Origin of the sequence: Salmonella sp. SAL04214, from assembly GCF_046550615.1 — a bacterium.
Taxonomy (GTDB): Bacteria; Pseudomonadota; Gammaproteobacteria; order Enterobacterales; family Enterobacteriaceae; genus Salmonella; species Salmonella enterica.
Window position 1 is genome coordinate 151499 of the sequence record NZ_JBGDXT010000008.1, and the last position, 18292, is coordinate 169790.

Sequence of the window (18292 nt, forward strand, 5' to 3'; positions counted from 1 at the left end):
ACAAAGCACCTGAAAATTAAGGGTATGTCACAACAAAGGTGACCGGAGCCGTGACATCGCCGGCGGTGACGTCGCTCAGGCTTTTACCGTTTGCCACCACAATGCGTGACGTCATTGGGTAGGTACCCGCACCGTTGGTAATGGTCACCTTCTGTGCGGCTGGTGGCGTTTTACAAGACAGTTTCACCCCCGTGTCTGCATCGCCGCCCCAAATTTCGAAGGCGGTATTCAGGCCCGCCGCGTAAGAATCGCCGTCTAAATTATCACCGGAGCAGGTGCCGCCGGTGCCCGCTTTTGCTTCTACTTCTGCGATGGTTACGCCGGAACAATTGCTCAAGACAATGCTCAGCGGCATCGCTTTCTTGTTAAGATCCGATTTATATGTCTCACCATAGCCAATGGTGCTGACATTTTTTCCGTCACCATTAACGACGATAGCTTTACAGGTACCGGTTGTCACTGTGGTCTTAAAGGTCATTTGTACACTGTCGGTACCGGTAATAGCGGCTCTGACCACTCCAGAGAATAAGACGGCAGAAACGGATAATGTGATTAAAGCTGATGTAAATTTCATAGTGATGCTCCGTAGATCTGCGTTAATTACTCGTAGCTAAATACGAAAGTCGCAACGGCTGAGAAAGCCCCGGTGGTAGCCGAATTTGCCTTGGTCTCTTTCATGATGGCGATCAGCGGAACCTCTTTACTGTTAATTTCTACCTCACTCCAGACCAGACGTTCTGAATCGGCGGTGGAGTTAATAACAAAAGGTTCATCTGGTTTGGATGCGCGCGATACTGACACCCCCATATAGTCGGCTGAGCCTTTTGTTCCATTCGTTAATATTTTTGTTGAATACCCGGATGGCGTTCCGTTGATTGATGTCTTTAATGATTGAAGCGATGCCGGGCATTCAACAATCACTAATTTAAAATCTGCCGTTGCTGTTCCCGCTCTTACATCATCAATACGAACTTCACCACTACTATTACCAATGATTAATTCCTGTACCGTGTCGGAGCCTGTACCACCGACCAGTTTCATGTTACACGTCGTCTCTAAAATTGTGGCCGTGAAGTTAACATCCAGGTTAGTGGAGTTAGCGGCAAGCGCGCTTCCAGAAGCTGCCATTACGGCAAGTGCCGCGATGGGAAGACTGAGGCGGTTTCTTTTCATATAAACTCTCATTAGTTTTTCCCTAAACAGGTCATTACATGTGACAAAGTTGATTGCTCAGTACGGGGGTGAGTCCCGCTTTTGCCGTGGTTTCAGCTAATTGGTAACGCACTGTACAGGTGCTTTCTTTACCACTGCCCCACACCACGCGAAGTTCGCCTTGCTGTTCTACGCCGCGCACGTACGCCTGTCCGGCCTGGCCTACGGTACCGACAGTTTCATTTTTCTCGTTAAGGACATCTGCGCCTAAAGGAATAAAGCCTTTATCGCTACGCAGTAATTCCAGAATCAGTGAGCGACCTTCATCGGTTTCAAAATTCACCAGCACGACGGCGCCGCTGCGCGGTACGGTAACCGTGCTGGTGCTTTTGATTTCAACATCGTTCTCCAGTGTGCTGATATCCAGCGACACCCGGTTTTCGCGGTAGGCTGACATATACGGTAAAATGCCATAGCCCGAACTGCCGATTTCGCTGCTGCTGTAGCCCAGTCCTGCGCCTTGTGCGCCGCTGGCTTTCACCAGCGCGACGGCGTCGGTTTCGCCAATGCTGCCCGGCGCGAACGCCACGCCGCCAGAATGCAGCACCATGCCACCGCTGTAACTGGCGGAATATTGCTGGCTATTGTCGTCGCCAAACGAGGCGGAAATCCCTAATGGGCCATAGCTGCTGTTAAGGGAGCCAAAGCCACTTACCTGATTCAGGTTGCCGTAATTACCGCTGCTGGAGGTGGCGCTCACGGAGTAGCTGATGTCGCTATCTTTGGTATTACCGCTGGCGGTGGAGTTGACGTTAGTACCGCCCTTCATGTCAGAACGCAGGCCCATGTTAATATTGGAGAAACCGCCAGATCGTTCCCCGTTGTGGGAGAACATACTCAACGGAATACTGAAACTTAAATAGACGCTGTCGTCTTTACTGCCGTTCTGGTCATAGGCGCGTTGTAATGACACGCTATAGCTGCCGTAGGCAAAACTGTTGTTGTAACCCACGCTATAGTTGGCCGTGGAGCCCGCATCATTCCAGTAGTCCTGCCATGTTCCGCTGACATACACAGAACCCCAGGTTGTTTCTCCCTGGTTTAAGGGCTGGTTGATGCTGATTTGCACCTGATTTTTGGTACGCTGGTAATCGTCATATAACTCATCACCTGAGCGATAACTTTGCTGCGCATATTGCTGATGTTTAACGCTGTCTTGCAAAGACGCGGCGTCATTCAGGCTGAGGTAGTCTTCAGTAGAAAAACGATAAGCGGCGACGTTAAATGAGGTATTGGTCGCCTCGATCATTTTGCTGTAGGTCAGCCGGTAGCTTTGCCCGCTGAGCGTGCCTAAATCATCAATACTGGCGTGAGATTGCGTTACATCAAAGGCGAATGCGCCAATACCGGTGTTCATTGCCAGACCTAATAACCCAGCATAGAAATTCATATCGGTATATTGCGCGCCGATATAGCCGGTAAAGGTGTTGTTCAGGCCATAGTAAAACTGCGCGTAACCCACCTGCGGTTTATCATGCAAAGAATCATCGTTCAGCTCGCCGACGCCGATATCCCAGCGTGTCGCGCCGGGGCGTAACATTTGGGTGACTGACGAAAAGGGAACGGTAAAGCTGCGTTTGCTGCCGTCCGCTTCTTCTACGGTGACCAGCAGATCGTTACCATAACCTGTGGTGCTAAGGTCGTTAATCTCGAACGCCCCCGGCGGTACGGTGGTTTCGTAGATTTTATTGCCGCTTTGCATCACCGTGACTTTGGCATTGCTGTTGGCGACGCCGCGGATAACAGGCGCGTAGTTGCTGGAGCCCATCGGTAACATGCGGTCATCGTTATACATTCGTATCCCGCTCAGGCTGAAGGAGTCAAACGCATCGCCGCGAGTGTAGGAGTCGCCTATCACCATTTGCGCTTTCAGCGCGGTGATATCTCGCTGTAAATAAACGTCCTGATTGTTGTATTCGCTACCGGTATCTTTGTTCCAGTTAAGGCTACCTCGGGAACGCAAACGCCACGGTCCCATATTTAAACCGTAACGTAGCCCCACGTAAGCGGTATCGGACGTTGTGCCATTGCCTTCACTGTGCCAGGCGTTCATATCGTAAGAGACGATGGCCGCCGGAACACCATCTTCCCACAGTGAGGGGTCAACATACCCGGCAGGACGCTTCAGGATATAAATCTGCGGGAAGTTGAGATCCATGGCCTGTTTGCCGGAATCGTAATTCGCCGTCGCACCGGGGTAGTATTTTTTTATATCCAGACATGTGGTGTTGTCGTCGACCTCGACGTCATCGCGCATTGCAGCGGGATCAACGCCTGCCTGGGTGAGTAAAAGCGGCGTCAGACATGCACTGGCGCGTGGCGTACCGTTTTCATTAAAGGTAATTTCAGAGGTAGATTTCAACGCATTGTTAAGATTCACTTTCACACGATAGGTTCCGGCAAGCACCGGGTTGCCATATGCATAGCGACTAATATCGATATTAGCGCTGCTATTAAGTAAAAATTGTTCGTTAAATTCTACGGCTTCGTCCGACTCAGCAACGGTTTTTTCTGCTGCTGAATTTGCAGCAGAAACGGAAAAAGGGAGTGCAGCGCCAATAGTAAGACATAATAATGAGCGTTGAAATAGCATTGTTTTTCCGAATAATTAACGTGGGCCAGAATGGCCCACTACATTGGTACGTAATTGTTATAATTGATTAGTCTATTTTGGCTTCTCGTTTATTTGTGCCACCATTATCATTAATGGTGTTATAGATAACGGTACCGTTAATATTATTCGAAAGGCCTTTTACGGGCATGCTGACCCCGCTAAAGGGTAAAACGGATTTGCTGTCGACGGTATATTCTTTACCGCCCACTTTAAATTTTACGTTGGAAATAGAAACGTTGTACGCGCTGTCATTTTGGGCAAATAGTGAAAGCGTATTGCCTTCTTTTTTCTGCGACCATTTCAGGTTTGCCGCCGCATCGCCAGGCGTGCCTTTCAGGCCATCCGGGCGGAAAAATAATTTGATCCGCGTGCGAAAGGCGAGTTGAAGTTGATTTAAACTCTCGCCTTCTTTCGCTTTTGATTTTGGCGGAATTTCCAGCACGTTAAACCAAAACAGCGATTCCCGATCCTGAGGTAATGCGCTACCCATATACGTAATACGCAAGGATTGCCCTTTTTGTGGATCGATACGAGATACCGGAGGCGTAATGACAAACGGCAGTTTTAGCTCCTGCGGATCAACACCGTCACGCCCGTCATCCAGCCAGGTTTGCACCAGTAGAGGTTTATTGCCCCGGTTATCCAGGTTCACAATCACGTCTTTTGATGACGCTGGGTACACAATACGTGTTCCGGAAATGACGATATCCGCGTTTACCTGGAATGTGGCAAATGCCGTGAAGGCCGCGGCAGCGAAGCAGGTGGTTTTAAATCCCTTTGTAATAACCGTATTGACCATTTTACCCTCCCTGTAGGTATACTTTAAAATTAAAATCCCCCAGCACAGCCGCTGAGGGATTGGCTAATCTTTTTAAATACAAAGGATTAGTTATAAATAACGGTGAAGGCAACTTGTGCCTGTACGGTTCCTGCCGTTACCGGGCTGGTGTCTGCATTCCACTTCTGGCCCTGGGTGTAGGCTACGCGGTAGAACAGGTCACCGGTGCCATCAGCGGAAATAGTGGCTTTCTGCGTGTTGTTAGTCTGGTCAATTTTGATCAGATCGGTAGCGCCGTTACCGTTGTTAGCCAGCACCAGGTTAACGTTTTCTGCTGCTCCTTGCAGATTAGCCGGTGGTACTAACAGACCACCTGACGTTGAACTGGAACCGCCCCAGGAATTAAACTGAGCGGAGGCATCTTTTACCGTTGCATTATCACATTCGCTCAGATTCAGGGTGAACTGTTTTTCGCCAAGAGTACTGTTAGCACCCAGTGCGGTAGCGAAGTTTTTAACAAAAACGGTATCCAGAGTAATGTCAAAATCATTACCGTCTTGATCTATTTTATTATCAAGAGAGATTTTACAGGTATTGTTAGAAACCAGACCGTGGAAAGTAATAGTACCCGTATCTGGATCTGCTGCCATTGCAGACCCGGCACCCAAAGTCATTGCAATAAAAGCGGCTACGCCATATTTTCTGAAAAACATTTAGAATATCCATATTTTAGTGATAAATATAAATAAAATATATTTATATATCTTATTTGTTGAAATATTATATTTCGGGGCGGATTTTATAGAGAGTTGCGATGAAAAGGAATAAAGTTATCCATTAGAAATACTTTATGTTATTTTAAGTAAAACTAATGCTTTATTATTTAAGCAATAAGATAAATAATAAATAATATTATTTATTGGTGATTTAAAAAAAAGACAACCCGTCCCAAAATATGTTTTTCTGGAAGGGTTGTCCTATTATTGAAAATCAGGCAACCTGTACCGGAATAGCTTTCGCGGTGCGCTTCATTTCGTTGTCGCCTTCAAAATAGGCCACTTTCGGACGCCATGTACGCGCTTCTTCATCAGACATGGTGACGAAGCTGGCGATAATCACAATGTCGCCAACTTCAGCGCAGTGCGCCGCCGCACCGTTCACCGAGATGATTCTGGAGCCGCGTTCAGCCGCAATCGCATAGGTTGAGAAACGTTTCCCATTGGTCACGTTCCAGATATCAATCGCTTCGTTTTCCAGAATACCGGAGGCATCAAGGAAATCCTGGTCAATGGCACAGGAACCTTCGTAGTGCAGGTCCGCCTGCGTGACTTTTACGCGGTGGAGCTTGCCTTGCAGCATGGTGCGAATCATAACTTCTTTACCCTGTCGTTTACCTTGGCTAAGCAGGCGCTTGTGGCCTGCTTTGGAAATTCTCAGGCAGTATTGCCCGATTTTTAACCCCTGTCTACTGGGCTAATGTAACGCTTTGATTATCGATCAGACGCGCCTGACCCAGCCAGGCGGCGGCCAGAATCACTGCGCGTTTGCTGGTTTCCGTCAGCTCCTGCAGCGTGTCGGCATCACGGATTTGAATGTCGTCGGCACGGAAACCTTTTTCATTCAGTTCCTGTTCGGCAATGGCAATAATCTCTTGCAGCTCACGATTACCCGCAATCAGTTTTTCAGCGATGCTATTCATCACGTTGTGTAGACCCGGCGCAATTTTGCGCTGCTCTGCGGTCAGATAACCGTTACGTGAGCTGAGCGCCAGACCGTCTTTGGCGCGAATAATCGGCACGCCGACGATCTCAATGTCATAACTCATATCCGCCACCATTTTGCGGATCAGCGCCAGTTGCTGGAAATCCTTCTCGCCAAAGCAGGCGATATCCGGCTGGATCAGGTTGAACAGCTTGCTGACGATAGTCGAGACGCCGCGGAAGTGGCCCGGACGGCTGGCGCCTTCCAGCATGGTGGAGAGGCCGGGAACATCAACGTACGTCTGGCCTTCCAGCCCCTGCGGGTAGATTTCCTCAACGGCTGGCGCAAAGACATAATCGACTTTGCGTTTGTTCAGCTTTTCACAATCTTCCTGCAGCGTGCGCGGATAACGCGCCAGATCGTCCGGCCGGTCAAACTGCATCGGGTTGACGAAAATGCTGACGATCACCACATCAGCCCGGGCTTTTGCCTCATCGACCAGCTTCATATGGCCGTCGTGCAGGTTGCCCATGGTGGGAACCAGTGCGACGCGTTGACCTTCCTGACGCAGACGACGAATATGCTGGCGCAGCAGCGGCAGGGTTTCAATGATTAGCACAACAAAACTCCTTGAGTTGCTTGATGATCCTGCCCGATGGCGCTGCGCTTATCAGGCCTACATCCGTTGAGGATCGGTAGGCCGGATAAGACGCGTCGCGTCGCCATCCGGCACGGTCAGAAAAATTAGTGAAAGCTGTGTTCTTCGCCCGGATAAACGCCGGACTCCACTTCAGCCATATACTGCCGTACGGCGGCGCGCATGTCGCCCGCCTCGGCAAGGAAATTTTTCGCGAATTTGGGAATATGGCCGCCGGTGATGCCAAACGCATCGTGCATCACCAGGATCTGACCGTCGGTGACGTTGCCCGCGCCGATGCCGATCACCGGAATCGACAGCGCTTCCGTGACGCGCTTCGCCAGCTCAACCGGCACGCACTCCAGCACCAGCAGTTGAGCGCCAGCGGCTTCTAAAGCCAAAGCGTCATCCAGCAGCACTTGTCCGGCATCGCCGCGGCCCTGAATTTTATAGCCGCCGAAGATATTCACCGACTGTGGCGTTAGCCCCAGATGACCACAAACCGGCACGGCGCGTTCGGTGAGCATTTTCACCGTATCAACCAGCCAGGCGCCGCCTTCAATTTTGACCATATTGGCCCCCGCACGCATCACGATAGCCGCGTTTTCACATGCCTGTTCCGGGGTGGCGTAAGCCATAAACGGCAGGTCGGAGAGCAACAGGCAGTTGGGCGCGCCACGTCGCACGGCACGAGTGTGGTAAGCGATATCTTTCACGGTGACAGGCAGAGTGGAGTCATGCCCCTGAATCGTCATGCCCAGCGAGTCGCCAACCAGCATCACATTGATACCTTCGTCGGCAAATAACTTAGCGAAGCTGTAGTCGTAGGCGGTAATTGTCGCGAAGCGTTTTTTCTCTTGCTTACATTTCTGCAGCAGTGAAATGGTGGTGGGTTTCATAACGTTTCCTGATGGTAAAAGTTATATTTCCCGGCATTCTAACAGTCATATTCAGGGGGGCAATTGATTTAAGCAATCGTTTGGCGCTAAAGCAGTAAACGCTAAAGGGGAGGCGATGTTTTACCAGTGGGCGGGTTTTGCAGCACCAAGATGGGTGAGATGCTGATGCAGGCTGATACCATCCGGAAAGATCAGATCAGGAGCGATTTCGAATAACGGCCACAGCATAAAACCGCGGTTTTTCATGTCGTAGTGTGGCACGGTCAGACGGTCGGTGTTAATGACTTCATCGCCAAACAGCATAATGTCGAGATCCAGCGTGCGCGGCCCCCAGCGTTCGGCTTTGCGCACCCGACCCTGTTGCAGCTCAATGCGCTGGGTATGGTTAAGCAATTCTTCGGGGGCGAGGGCGGTATCCAGCGCCACCGCGGCGTTCAGGTAATCGGGCTGATCCTGTGGGCCAAGCGGCGGCGTGCGGTAAAACGAAGAAACCGTGACGATACGGCTATCGGGAATGTCGGCGATAGCCTTCAGGGCGGCATTGACCTGCTCCAGCGGAGAGGCCAGATTACTGCCAAGCGCGATATACGCGATCGTCATACGGAGCCCTCGCGGCGCGGCGCGCGTTTGCGCGGACGTGAACGGCGGCGGCGTGGAGCAGGATCGTCGTCCAGCTCGTTGAGCATCCCTTTTTGTTCCGGCGGCGCGGAAGCCTGAAACTCGGCCCACCACTGCGCCAGACGTTGCAGTTCAGTATTATTTTCCACCTGAGCGCGCAGCTCCAGTAAATCAAACGCGGCGCGGAATTTGGGATGCTCCATCAGTTTCCAGGCGCGTTTGCCCTGGCGTCGCGACATCCGTAACTGAAGCTGCCAAATATCACGGGTAAGCGTGGTAAGGCGTTTCGGGATCGCCAGTGAACGGCAGGCTTCATCCAGCACGTCATTCATGGCCAGCGCGAAAGCGTCGTAATAGGCCAGACCGCTCTCCTGAGCGATTTTTTGCGCCATCTCCAGCAGCGGATACCAGAACATGGCGGCAAACAAAAATGCCGGATTAACGCGCATTTCGTTACGGATGCGGTTATCCGTATTCTTCAACACCTGCGCAATGATGCGTTCCATTGCGCTGTCGCCGTTTTCGGTGAAATAACGCGTAATGGTAGGAAACAACGGCTGGAAGAGGTGGTATTCCCGCAGTTGTTGATAGGTTTCAAAACCGTTCCCCGCCTGCAACAGCTTCAGCGACTCTTCGAACAGGCGCGCGGGAGGAATGTCGTTTAGCAAGGTTGCCAGACGCGGGATTGGCTCAGCCGTTTCAGGGCTGATACGCATATTGAGCTTCGCAGCGAAACGCACGGCGCGCAGCATTCGAACCGGATCTTCGCGGTAGCGCGTTTCCGGATTGCCGATCAGGCGAATCACGCCTTCTTGCAGATCCTGCATCCCGCCGACGTAATCGCGCACGGTAAAATCCGCTACGCTGTAGTAAAGGCTGTTGATGGTGAAATCGCGGCGCTGGGCATCTTCTTCGATAGAGCCGAAGATATTATCGCGCAGCAGCATACCGTTTTGCCCACGCTGGGAGGTCGTACGGTCGCTTTCACTGCCTTCATGATGACCACGAAACGTTGCCACTTCGATAATTTCCGGGCCAAACATCACGTGAGCCAGGCGGAAACGACGCCCCACCAGACGGCAATTGCGGAATAATTTCCGTACCTGATCCGGTGTTGCGTTGGTGGTCACGTCGAAATCCTTCGGCTTTTTGCCGAGCAGGAGATCGCGGACGCCGCCGCCGACCAGGTAGGCTTCATAGCCCGCTTTGTTCAGCCTGTACAGTACCTTGAGGGCATTTTCACTGATATCTTTGCGGGAGATAGCGTGCTGTTCACGCGGGATAATCGTCATATGTGGACGGGCGACGGCTTGTTCTGCCTCGCTCTCCTCGCGGCTTAACACCTTACGGCAAAAATTAGCGACTCGGGTAAAAATAGCGCACCTCGGTAGTGTCATACATTAATAAGATCAACTTACTCTATGTCTTTCGCATTACGGCAGACGGGCGTAAGAGAGCAACGCGACCTGGGCTGTAAGCATCATTAACGCCGCAGCAATGCGAAAGACGATGAGCAAAAATAGCGGCTAATCATAGCTCAGCGAGACGCATTTGAGAATGCCGGATTTACATTAGCCGATGTGGGTACGGCTGTAAGCCTCCAGTGCGTCACCGCAAAGCGCAGCAACTCCTCAACAGACATCTCCTGCCACGCTACGACGGCGCGTTGGCCTAAAAAGCGCAATGCCTGGACCAGTACCGGGCGCGGATCGCCTGTCGCAAGCGCAGGGGCATGATTTTGCTTGGAAAGTTTAGCGCCTTGTTCGTTGAGCGCCAGCGGAAGGTGCACGTAACCTGGCGCACGCCAGCCAAACTGTTTATACAGCGAAAGTTGTCGGACAGTGGGTTCGATTAAATCTGCGCCGCGGACGATCTCCGTCACCCCCTGAAAATGATCGTCGACCACCACGGCCAGATTATAAGCAAACAGTCCGTCGCGGCGGTGGATAATAAAATCTTCGCTCGCCAGCTGTGGGTCAGCCTGGATGTCGCCGCGCAAGGTATCATGAAAACGCATCACCGGATGCTGCTGCTTAATTCTGACGGCGGCATTCTCCGGCCCGTGGTATAACGTCCGGCAATGGCCGTCGTAAATACCGCCCAGACGCTGAATGCGCGAGCGGGGGCAAGTGCAGTAGTAGCTCAGTCCCTGCTCGTGAAGCCAGGCCAGCGCCTCGCGATAAGCCTCATGACGCTGTGATTGCCATAAGACCTCGCCATCCCAGTGCAGGCCGTAATGTTCCAGCTGGCGCAGAATGGTCGCTGCGGCACCGGGAACTTCACGTGGGGGGTCGATATCCTCTATGCGAACGCGCCAAATTCCGCGTTGCGCACGGGCTTGTAGATAGCTGCCGAGGGCGGCGATTAACGAGCCGAAATGCAGTTCGCCGGATGGCGACGGCGCGAAACGGCCAATATAGTGTGAGTCAGTCATGCTGCGGGCAATAAAGAATAAGGCGGGAAAACTCCCGCCTGTCATAAATAGGGTAGAAACGAACGGGATTAACCCGCCATCTGTTTTTCGCGAATTTCAGCCAGCGTTTTGCAGTCGATGCACAGATCGGCTGTTGGACGCGCTTCCAGGCGGCGGATACCAATCTCCACTCCGCAGGACTCGCAATAACCGAAGTCTTCATCTTCCACTTTCTTCAGCGTCTTCTCGATCTTTTTGATCAGTTTGCGCTCACGGTCACGATTACGTAACTCCAGGCTAAACTCCTCTTCCTGCGCGGCGCGATCGACCGGATCGGGGAAGTTGGCGGCTTCGTCCTGCATGTGCGTCACAGTGCGATCGACTTCATCCCGGAGTTGATTACGCCATGCTTCAAGAATACGCTTGAAGTGCGATAGCTGGGCTTCGTTCATATACTCTTCGCCCGGTTTCTCCTGGTACGGCTCCACCCCAGCGATGGCGAGAATACTCAGGGACGATGTTTTACGGTTTTGCCCTTCTTGCATGTTGCTTCTCCTTAACACGCACTATCGATCCCCATGTTCGGGGGAAAATCAGGTCGCTATAAATAGCAGATGCTTTTCCGGATAGCAATTATCTAAACGTAACACTTGACAACCCTGTGAGGAAAAGCGTATTTACGCACGCGGCCAGAATACTTAATAATCAGGCTGTTATTCCACTACAACGTTATGGGTACTGGTTCGTTCAGTTCCATTTTTTGGGCTGAAAGTTCTGCTTTATAAGCTAAAACTTCCACGCCTTTATTCTGAGCCTCGCTCAATAGCTGCGCGTATTTTATATCGATATGACGTGCGGGTGAAAAACGTGTAATGGCGGAGTGCAGCACCGCGAACACCACCACCGCGCGATGACCTGCCGCCGCAACGCCCATCAACTCCCGAAGATGTTTTTGCCCTCGTTCGGTGATGGCGTCGGGAAAATAACCGTTTTCTTTTTCCGCTAACGTGACCGATTTCACTTCAATATAGCAGTCCGGGCGGAAATCTGCCTGTAACATAAAATCTATACGGCTGCGCTCGGCGCCATATTTGACTTCACTTTTCAGAATATTGTACCCCGCCAGCGCCGGCAGGCGATTCTCCTGAATCGCTTCTTTCGTTAGCTGGTTCGCCCGCAGCGTATTCACGCAAATGAATGCGCCGAATTGCGTTTCAGTCAATTCCCAGGTATGCGGATATTTGCGTTTAGTATTTTCTGATGTCGAATACCAGACGGTATCGCCAGGCGTGGCGCAGCCGGTCATCGCGCCGGTATTAGGACAGTGCAGCGTAAGCGTTGTACCGTCAGGGGTGATCACATCGGCTAAAAAACGTTTATAGCGCTGAATCAGCGTAGCGCGTTGTAAAGGGGGTGAGAATAGCATCGACATTCCTTCATTATTATTCGCCCAGCGTCCAGCGCTGCAGCTCGGCATAGCGGGTACGGCCTTGCCCATACGAAGAGGCGTAAAGCGCAAACGACGTGACCGGAAATGACCAGCAAAAGCCCGGCGGCGGGATAGCCACCGTATGGCTGGCGTCGCGCAGCAGCGTAATATGCGGGTGAAAAGGCTGCGGGCTTTGGTAACAACCGCTGCGGGCGGCCTGCGCGCGCAGCATATTAGCCAACTGCAACAACCCGCGCGGCGGCTGGCGCATCCCCAGCCACACCACGCGCGAACGCAGCCACTGACCGGCGTCATCCAGATGTAGCGTAAAGCCCGGCTGGCGAATTCGTCCGGCCAGTTGCGCAAGCGCGCGCTGCTTATCGTTACTGACGTCGCCTAAAAAGGCCAGCGTCAGGTGCAGGTTCGCCGCTGCCACGGGGCGTCCGTCTTCAGACGCAAAATGGGCGGCGCGCCAGGCGATAATTTGCGCGCGCGCGTCGTCGGGTAAGTCAATCGCAAAAAACAGCCGTTTTGGCTCAGACATAGGGATACTCGGTTATGGATTAACACGATGCTACAATGCGGCGCAAAGAAAGTTAACCCCGTGGAGCCGTTTGTGACGTCATTGCCCGTTGCCGCCGTATTGCCTGAATTGTTGACAGCCCTAAAAACCGCGCCGCAGGTTTTGTTGTCCGCGCCTACCGGGGCGGGGAAATCCACCTGGCTGCCGTTGCAACTCCTGCAACAGGGGCCGGTTGCTGGAAAAATCCTTCTGCTTGAACCGCGTCGTCTGGCGGCGCGTAATGTCGCGCAGCGTCTGGCGGAAGCGTTGAATGAAAAGCCTGGCGAAACGGTAGGTTACCGGATGCGCGCGCAAAGCTGCGTGGGGCCGCGTACCCGGCTGGAAGTGGTGACCGAAGGCGTATTGACCAGAATGATTCAGCGCGATCCCGAATTACGCGGCGTGGGGCTGGTGATACTGGATGAATTTCATGAGCGCAGTTTACAGGCGGATTTAGCGTTGGCGCTGTTGCTGGATATCCAGCAAGGGCTCCGTGACGATCTCAGGCTGTTAATCATGTCAGCGACGCTGGATAACGACAGGCTTTGTCAGCGACTGCCTGATGCGCCGACGATCGTCTCGGAGGGGCGCGCGTTTCCCGTGGAGCGACGTTATCAGCCGCTCGCGGCGCATTTGCGTTTTGATGAAGCCGTCGCGATGGCGACAGCGGAACTGCTGCGCAATGAAAACGGTTCGCTGCTGCTATTTTTACCCGGCGTAGGTGAAATACAGCGCGTTCATGAACATCTGGCGTCGCGGGTAGGGAGCGATGTCCTGCTTTGTCCGCTGTATGGCGCATTGTCTCTGGAAGCGCAACGCAAAGCGATTGTTCCCGCCCCCGCCGGGATGTGTAAAGTGGTGTTGGCGACTAACATTGCCGAAACCAGTTTGACGATTGAAGGGATTCGTCTGGTTGTCGATAGCGCTCAGGAGCGCGTGGCGCGATTCGACGCGCGAACGGGACTGACGCGGCTGGTTACGCAGCGTATCAGTCAGGCGTCAATGACGCAGCGCGCGGGGCGCGCCGGACGACTGGCGCCGGGTATCTGTTTACATCTGCTGGCCAAAGAACAGGCGGAGCGGGCGGCGGCGCAAAGCGATCCGGAAATCTTACACAGCGACCTCTCCGGTTTGTTGATGGAGGTGTTGCAGTGGGGATGTCACGATCCGGCATCGCTTTTCTGGCTGGACAGGCCGCCGGAGGTGAATCTTCAGGCCGCCCGCCGTTTATTATTGATGTTAGGCGCGCTGGAGGGCGAGCGATTAAGCGCGCGGGGCCGGAAAATGGCGGCAATGGGTAACGATCCGCGCCTGGCGGCGATGTTAGTCAACGCCGGCGAGGGCGACAGCGCCGCCACCGCCGCCATGCTCGCGGCCATCCTTGAGGACCCGCCGCGCGGCGGCGGTACGGATTTAAGCGGGCTATTTTCGCGGCGACAGCCGGGCTGGCAGCAGCGTAGCCAGCAGCTTTTAAAACGGCTGCAGGTGCGTAATGGCGAGCCGGATAGCGCGCTTATTATGCCGCTGTTGGCCAGAGCGTTTAGCGACCGCATCGCGCGGCGTCGTGGTCAGGAAGGGCGCTATCAGTTAGCCAATGGTATGGGCGCGATGTTAGATGCGGATGACGCGTTGGGACGTCATGAATGGCTGATCGCGCCGCTGTTACTGCAAGGTAGCGCCTCGCCGGACGCCCGAATATTGTTGGCGCAGCCGCTGGATATTGCCTCGTTGATTCAGGCGTGTCCTGATTTACTGCGCCAGTCTGACACGGTTGAATGGGACGAAGCGCAGGGAACGTTGAAAGCGTGGCGCAGAATGCGTATTGGACAGTTGACGGTTAGTGTTCAGCCACTGGCGAAACCGTCTGAAGAGGAGCTTCATCAGGCGATGCTGAACGGCATCCGCGATAAAGGTCTGGCCGTCCTTAACTGGACGCCGGAAGCGGAGCAGTTCCGTCTGCGTCTGCACTGTGCGGCGAAATGGCTGCCGGAATATGACTGGCCTGCCGTGGATCAGGCGTCGCTGCTGGCGACTCTGGAAAACTGGTTGCTGCCGCACATGACAGGCGTACAGTCGTTACGGAGTCTGAAATCTCTGAATGTGACTCAGGCGTTACGGGGACTGCTTGACTATGCCATGCTGCAACGTCTGGATAGTGAACTGCCTGGGCATTACACTGTGCCGACGGGAAGCCGAATAACGATTCGTTATCATGAAGATAACCCGCCCGCACTGGCGGTCAGAATGCAGGAAATGTTTGGCGAAGCGAAGACCCCAACCATCGCTCAGGGCCGCGTGCCGCTGGTGCTGGAACTGCTTTCGCCTGCGCAGCGACCGCTACAGATTACACGCGATTTAAGCGCTTTCTGGCAGGGTGCGTATCGCGAAGTGCAAAAAGAGATGAAGGGCCGTTACCCCAAACATGTCTGGCCGGACGATCCGGCGAATACGGCCCCAACGCGGCGCACGAAGAAGTATTCGTGACGTGTTATACGTTGCCTCCAGGCCGGATAAGGCGTTAATCGCCATCCGGCAAAAGAGTAAATTGAGAGATTTCTTCTTCTGTCGTCTGGCGGAAGAATAGAGAATCGGGCCTTTGCGCCTGTATGTTGCGGAGAAAAAGCATGGCGGGGAATGACCGCGAGCCGATTGGACGTAAGGGGAAACCGTCACGTCCTGTGAAACAAAAGGTGAGCCGTCGTCGGCAGCATGACGACGATTATGATGATGACTATGAGGATGAAGAACCGATGCCGCGTAAAGGTAAGGGCAAAGGGCGTAAGCCTCGTGGCAAGCGCGGCTGGCTGTGGCTATTGCTAAAACTGTTTATCGTTTTTGTGGTGCTGTTCGCCATTTACGGCGTCTATCTGGATCAAAAAATCCGCAGCCGTATTGATGGCAAGGTCTGGCAGCTTCCGGCGGCGGTATATGGTCGGATGGTGAACCTTGAGCCAGACATGCCTGTCAGCAAAAACGAGATGGTGAAATTGCTGGAAGCGACGCAGTATCGTCTGGTGACGAAGATGACCCGTCCCGGCGAATTTACCGTGCAGGCCAATAGCATTGAGATGATCCGTCGTCCGTTTGACTTCCCGGACAGCAAAGAAGGGCAGGTGCGCGCGCGGCTGACGTTCAGTGACGGGCGTCTGGAAACCATCGTCAATCTGGATAACAACCGCCAGTTTGGCTTCTTCCGCCTCGATCCGCGGCTTATCACCATGCTTTCTTCGCCAAATGGCGAGCAGCGTTTATTCGTCCCGCGCAGCGGTTTCCCGGATCTGCTGGTCGATACGCTGTTGGCGACGGAAGACCGTCATTTCTATGAGCATGATGGCATTAGTCTTTACTCTATCGGGCGTGCGGTACTGGCCAACCTGACGGCGGGACGTACGGTGCAGGGGGCCAGTACGCTAACCCAGCAGCTGGTGAAGAACCTGTTCCTCTCCAGCGAAAGATCATACTGGCGTAAAGCGAATGAAGCCTACATGGCGCTGATCATGGATGCCCGTTACAGTAAAGATCGTATTCTTGAGCTGTACATGAACGAGGTCTACCTCGGTCAAAGCGGGGACAATGAAATTCGCGGTTTTCCGCTGGCGAGCCTGTATTACTTTGGGCGTCCGGTAGAGGAATTGAGCCTCGATCAGCAGGCGTTACTGGTGGGGATGGTAAAAGGGGCGTCGATTTATAACCCGTGGCGCAACCCGAAACTGGCGCTGGAGCGTCGTAACCTGGTGCTACGCCTGTTACAGCAGCAGAAAATCATCGATCAGGAACTCTATGACATGCTGAGCGCGCGTCCGCTTGGCGTACAGCCGCGCGGCGGCGTTATTTCACCGCAGCCAGCGTTTATGCAGATGGTTCGTCAGGAACTGCAGGCGAAGCTGGGGGATAAAATTAAAGATCTCTCCGGCGTGAAGATCTTCACCACCTTTGACTCCGTGGCGCAGGATGCCGCAGAAAAAGCCGTTGTCGAAGGCATTCCGGCGTTGAAGAAGCAGCGTAAATTGAGCGATCTGGAAACCGCGATGGTGGTAGTGGATCGCTTTAGCGGCGAGGTGCGCGCGATGGTTGGCGGGGCGGAGCCGCAGTATGCCGGCTATAACCGTGCCATGCAGGCGCGCCGTTCCATCGGGTCGCTGGCGAAACCGGCGACCTATCTGACCGCGTTAAGTCAGCCGAACTTATACCGTCTGAACACCTGGATTGCCGATGCGCCGATTTCTCTGCGCCAGCCGAATGGTCAGGTCTGGTCGCCGCAGAACGACGATCGTCGCTACAGCGAAAGCGGGAAAGTGATGCTGGTGGATGCGTTAACTCGCTCAATGAACGTACCGACGGTCAATCTGGGGATGGCGTTAGGTTTACCGGCGGTAACCGATACCTGGACGAAGCTCGGCGTGCCGAAAGATCAGCTCAATCCGGTTCCGGCGATGCTGTTAGGAGCGCTGAACCTGACGCCGATCGAAGTGGCGCAGGCGTTCCAGACTATCGCCAGCGGCGGAAATCGCGCGCCGTTATCAGCGCTGCGTTCAGTTATTGCGGAAGATGGTAAAGTGCTGTACCAAAGTTATCCGCAAGCTGAACGCGCCGTACCGGCACAGGCGGCTTACCTGACGCTCTGGACAATGCAGCAGGTCGTCCAGCGTGGTACGGGGCGTCAGCTTGGCGCGAAATATCCGGGTCTGCATCTGGCGGGTAAAACCGGGACGACAAACAACAATGTCGATACCTGGTTTGCCGGTATCGACGGCAGCCAGGTGACTATCACCTGGGTAGGCCGTGATAACAACCAGCCGACGAAATTGTACGGCGCCAGCGGCGCGATGGCGATTTATCAGCGCTATCTGGCGAACCAGACGCCGACGCCTTTAGTTCTGACGCCGCCGGAAGATGTGGTGGATATGGGCGTTGATTACGACGGTAATTTTGTCTGTAGCGGCGGTATGCGCACTCTGCCGGTCTGGACGGACGATCCAAATACGCTGTGCCAGCAGGGCGAGATGATGCAGCAGCAACAGCAGCCGTCAGGCAATCCGTTCGATCAGTCGTCTCAGCCGCAGCAGCCTGCGCAGCAACAGCCGCCGAAAGAAGAGAAGAGCGACGGCGTTGCCGGCTGGATTAAGGAGATGTTCGGCGGCAATTAATCACGGTAATAGTGCCGGGTGGCGCTGTGCTTACCCGGTCTACACCGTTACGACTCCTTTATGTGCGACGTAGGCCGAATAAGACGCTTACGTCGCCATCCGGCAAATCCCCTATAAATAACATTTCAGTCTAATTTATTAACCCTTCCTTTTCATCTGGTTGTTTCTTAACCCCTTAGTTTTCGTAGGGCCGCGTATCGCTTGCCATTGCGACGATATTTCGCCTATCATGCTGCGGTTATAATAATAATTATCGTTTACGTTATCATTCACTTTCATCAG

16 protein-coding genes are annotated in these 18292 nt (G+C 53.5%); 2 read left to right on the forward strand and 14 right to left on the reverse strand.

The features are described from left to right. Positions 1 to 16: 16 nt before the first annotated feature. The 14 genes from ACLJQD_RS15075 to thpR form a co-directional block, all read right to left on the reverse strand. Entirely contained in the window at positions 17 to 574 is a 558-nt protein-coding gene (locus tag ACLJQD_RS15075; protein ID WP_000673424.1) for a fimbrial protein, read from the reverse strand. A gap of 26 nt (positions 575 to 600) precedes the next feature. Continuing rightward, positions 601 to 1185: a fimbrial protein gene (locus ACLJQD_RS15080; RefSeq protein ID WP_017441537.1), complete on the reverse strand. Its 585-nt coding sequence runs from the start codon at positions 1183 to 1185 to the stop codon at positions 601 to 603. 22 nt (positions 1186 to 1207) lie between these two features. Continuing rightward, on the reverse strand, positions 1208 to 3805 hold the full coding sequence (locus tag ACLJQD_RS15085; protein ID WP_017441536.1) for an outer membrane usher protein: 2598 nt from the start codon (positions 3803 to 3805) through the stop codon (positions 1208 to 1210). 67 nt (positions 3806 to 3872) lie between these two features. Continuing rightward, complete coding sequence (locus tag ACLJQD_RS15090; RefSeq protein WP_017441535.1) at positions 3873 to 4625, reverse strand: fimbrial chaperone; 753 nt, start codon at positions 4623 to 4625, stop codon at positions 3873 to 3875. A gap of 86 nt (positions 4626 to 4711) precedes the next feature. Next, positions 4712 to 5317, reverse strand: a complete 606-nt coding sequence (locus tag ACLJQD_RS15095; RefSeq protein ID WP_000466114.1) for a fimbrial protein — start codon at positions 5315 to 5317, stop codon at positions 4712 to 4714. Positions 5318 to 5594: 277 nt separating this feature from the next. After that, positions 5595 to 5975 (reverse strand): aspartate 1-decarboxylase, encoded by a 381-nt coding sequence (gene panD / locus ACLJQD_RS15100; RefSeq protein WP_000621526.1) that lies wholly within the window; start codon positions 5973 to 5975, stop codon positions 5595 to 5597. A gap of 94 nt (positions 5976 to 6069) precedes the next feature. Then, a complete protein-coding gene (gene panC, locus ACLJQD_RS15105) occupies positions 6070 to 6924 on the reverse strand; it encodes a pantoate--beta-alanine ligase (RefSeq protein ID WP_017441534.1) in 855 nt (284 codons plus the stop codon). Between the two features lie 125 nt (positions 6925 to 7049). After that, positions 7050 to 7841: a 3-methyl-2-oxobutanoate hydroxymethyltransferase gene (panB, locus tag ACLJQD_RS15110; RefSeq protein WP_017441533.1), complete on the reverse strand. Its 792-nt coding sequence runs from the start codon at positions 7839 to 7841 to the stop codon at positions 7050 to 7052. A gap of 120 nt (positions 7842 to 7961) precedes the next feature. After that, positions 7962 to 8441: a 2-amino-4-hydroxy-6-hydroxymethyldihydropteridine diphosphokinase gene (folK, locus tag ACLJQD_RS15115; protein WP_000150777.1), complete on the reverse strand. Its 480-nt coding sequence runs from the start codon at positions 8439 to 8441 to the stop codon at positions 7962 to 7964. After that, positions 8438 to 9835, reverse strand: a complete 1398-nt coding sequence (gene pcnB, locus ACLJQD_RS15120; protein WP_204902749.1) for a polynucleotide adenylyltransferase PcnB — start codon at positions 9833 to 9835, stop codon at positions 8438 to 8440. The genes folK and pcnB overlap by 4 nt, the downstream gene beginning before the upstream one ends. A 161-nt stretch (positions 9836 to 9996) precedes the next feature. Then, the gene (gene gluQRS, locus ACLJQD_RS15125) at positions 9997 to 10893 is read right to left on the reverse strand and encodes a tRNA glutamyl-Q(34) synthetase GluQRS (RefSeq protein WP_023242869.1); all 897 of its coding nucleotides are present in this window, start codon (positions 10891 to 10893) and stop codon (positions 9997 to 9999) included. Positions 10894 to 10961: 68 nt separating this feature from the next. Continuing rightward, positions 10962 to 11417, reverse strand: a complete 456-nt coding sequence (gene dksA / locus ACLJQD_RS15130) for an RNA polymerase-binding protein DksA (RefSeq protein WP_001155232.1) — start codon at positions 11415 to 11417, stop codon at positions 10962 to 10964. 176 nt (positions 11418 to 11593) lie between these two features. Next, on the reverse strand, positions 11594 to 12298 hold the full coding sequence (gene sfsA, locus ACLJQD_RS15135; RefSeq protein ID WP_000899408.1) for a DNA/RNA nuclease SfsA: 705 nt from the start codon (positions 12296 to 12298) through the stop codon (positions 11594 to 11596). Positions 12299 to 12314: 16 nt separating this feature from the next. Further along, positions 12315 to 12845, reverse strand: coding sequence for an RNA 2',3'-cyclic phosphodiesterase (thpR, locus tag ACLJQD_RS15140; RefSeq protein ID WP_001294175.1), 531 nt, complete (start codon positions 12843 to 12845; stop codon positions 12315 to 12317). 72 nt (positions 12846 to 12917) lie between these two features. On the opposite strand from thpR, the gene hrpB reads away from it, so the two are divergent. Beyond that, positions 12918 to 15347 carry an ATP-dependent helicase HrpB gene (gene hrpB / locus ACLJQD_RS15145; RefSeq protein WP_023242868.1) on the forward strand — a complete coding sequence of 810 codons (2430 nt, stop codon included), beginning with the start codon at positions 12918 to 12920 and terminating at the stop codon, positions 15345 to 15347. 140 nt (positions 15348 to 15487) lie between these two features. Further along, positions 15488 to 18010, forward strand: coding sequence for a bifunctional glycosyl transferase/transpeptidase (gene mrcB / locus ACLJQD_RS15150; protein ID WP_000918127.1), 2523 nt, complete (start codon positions 15488 to 15490; stop codon positions 18008 to 18010). The last annotated feature ends 282 nt before the right edge of the window (positions 18011 to 18292 follow it).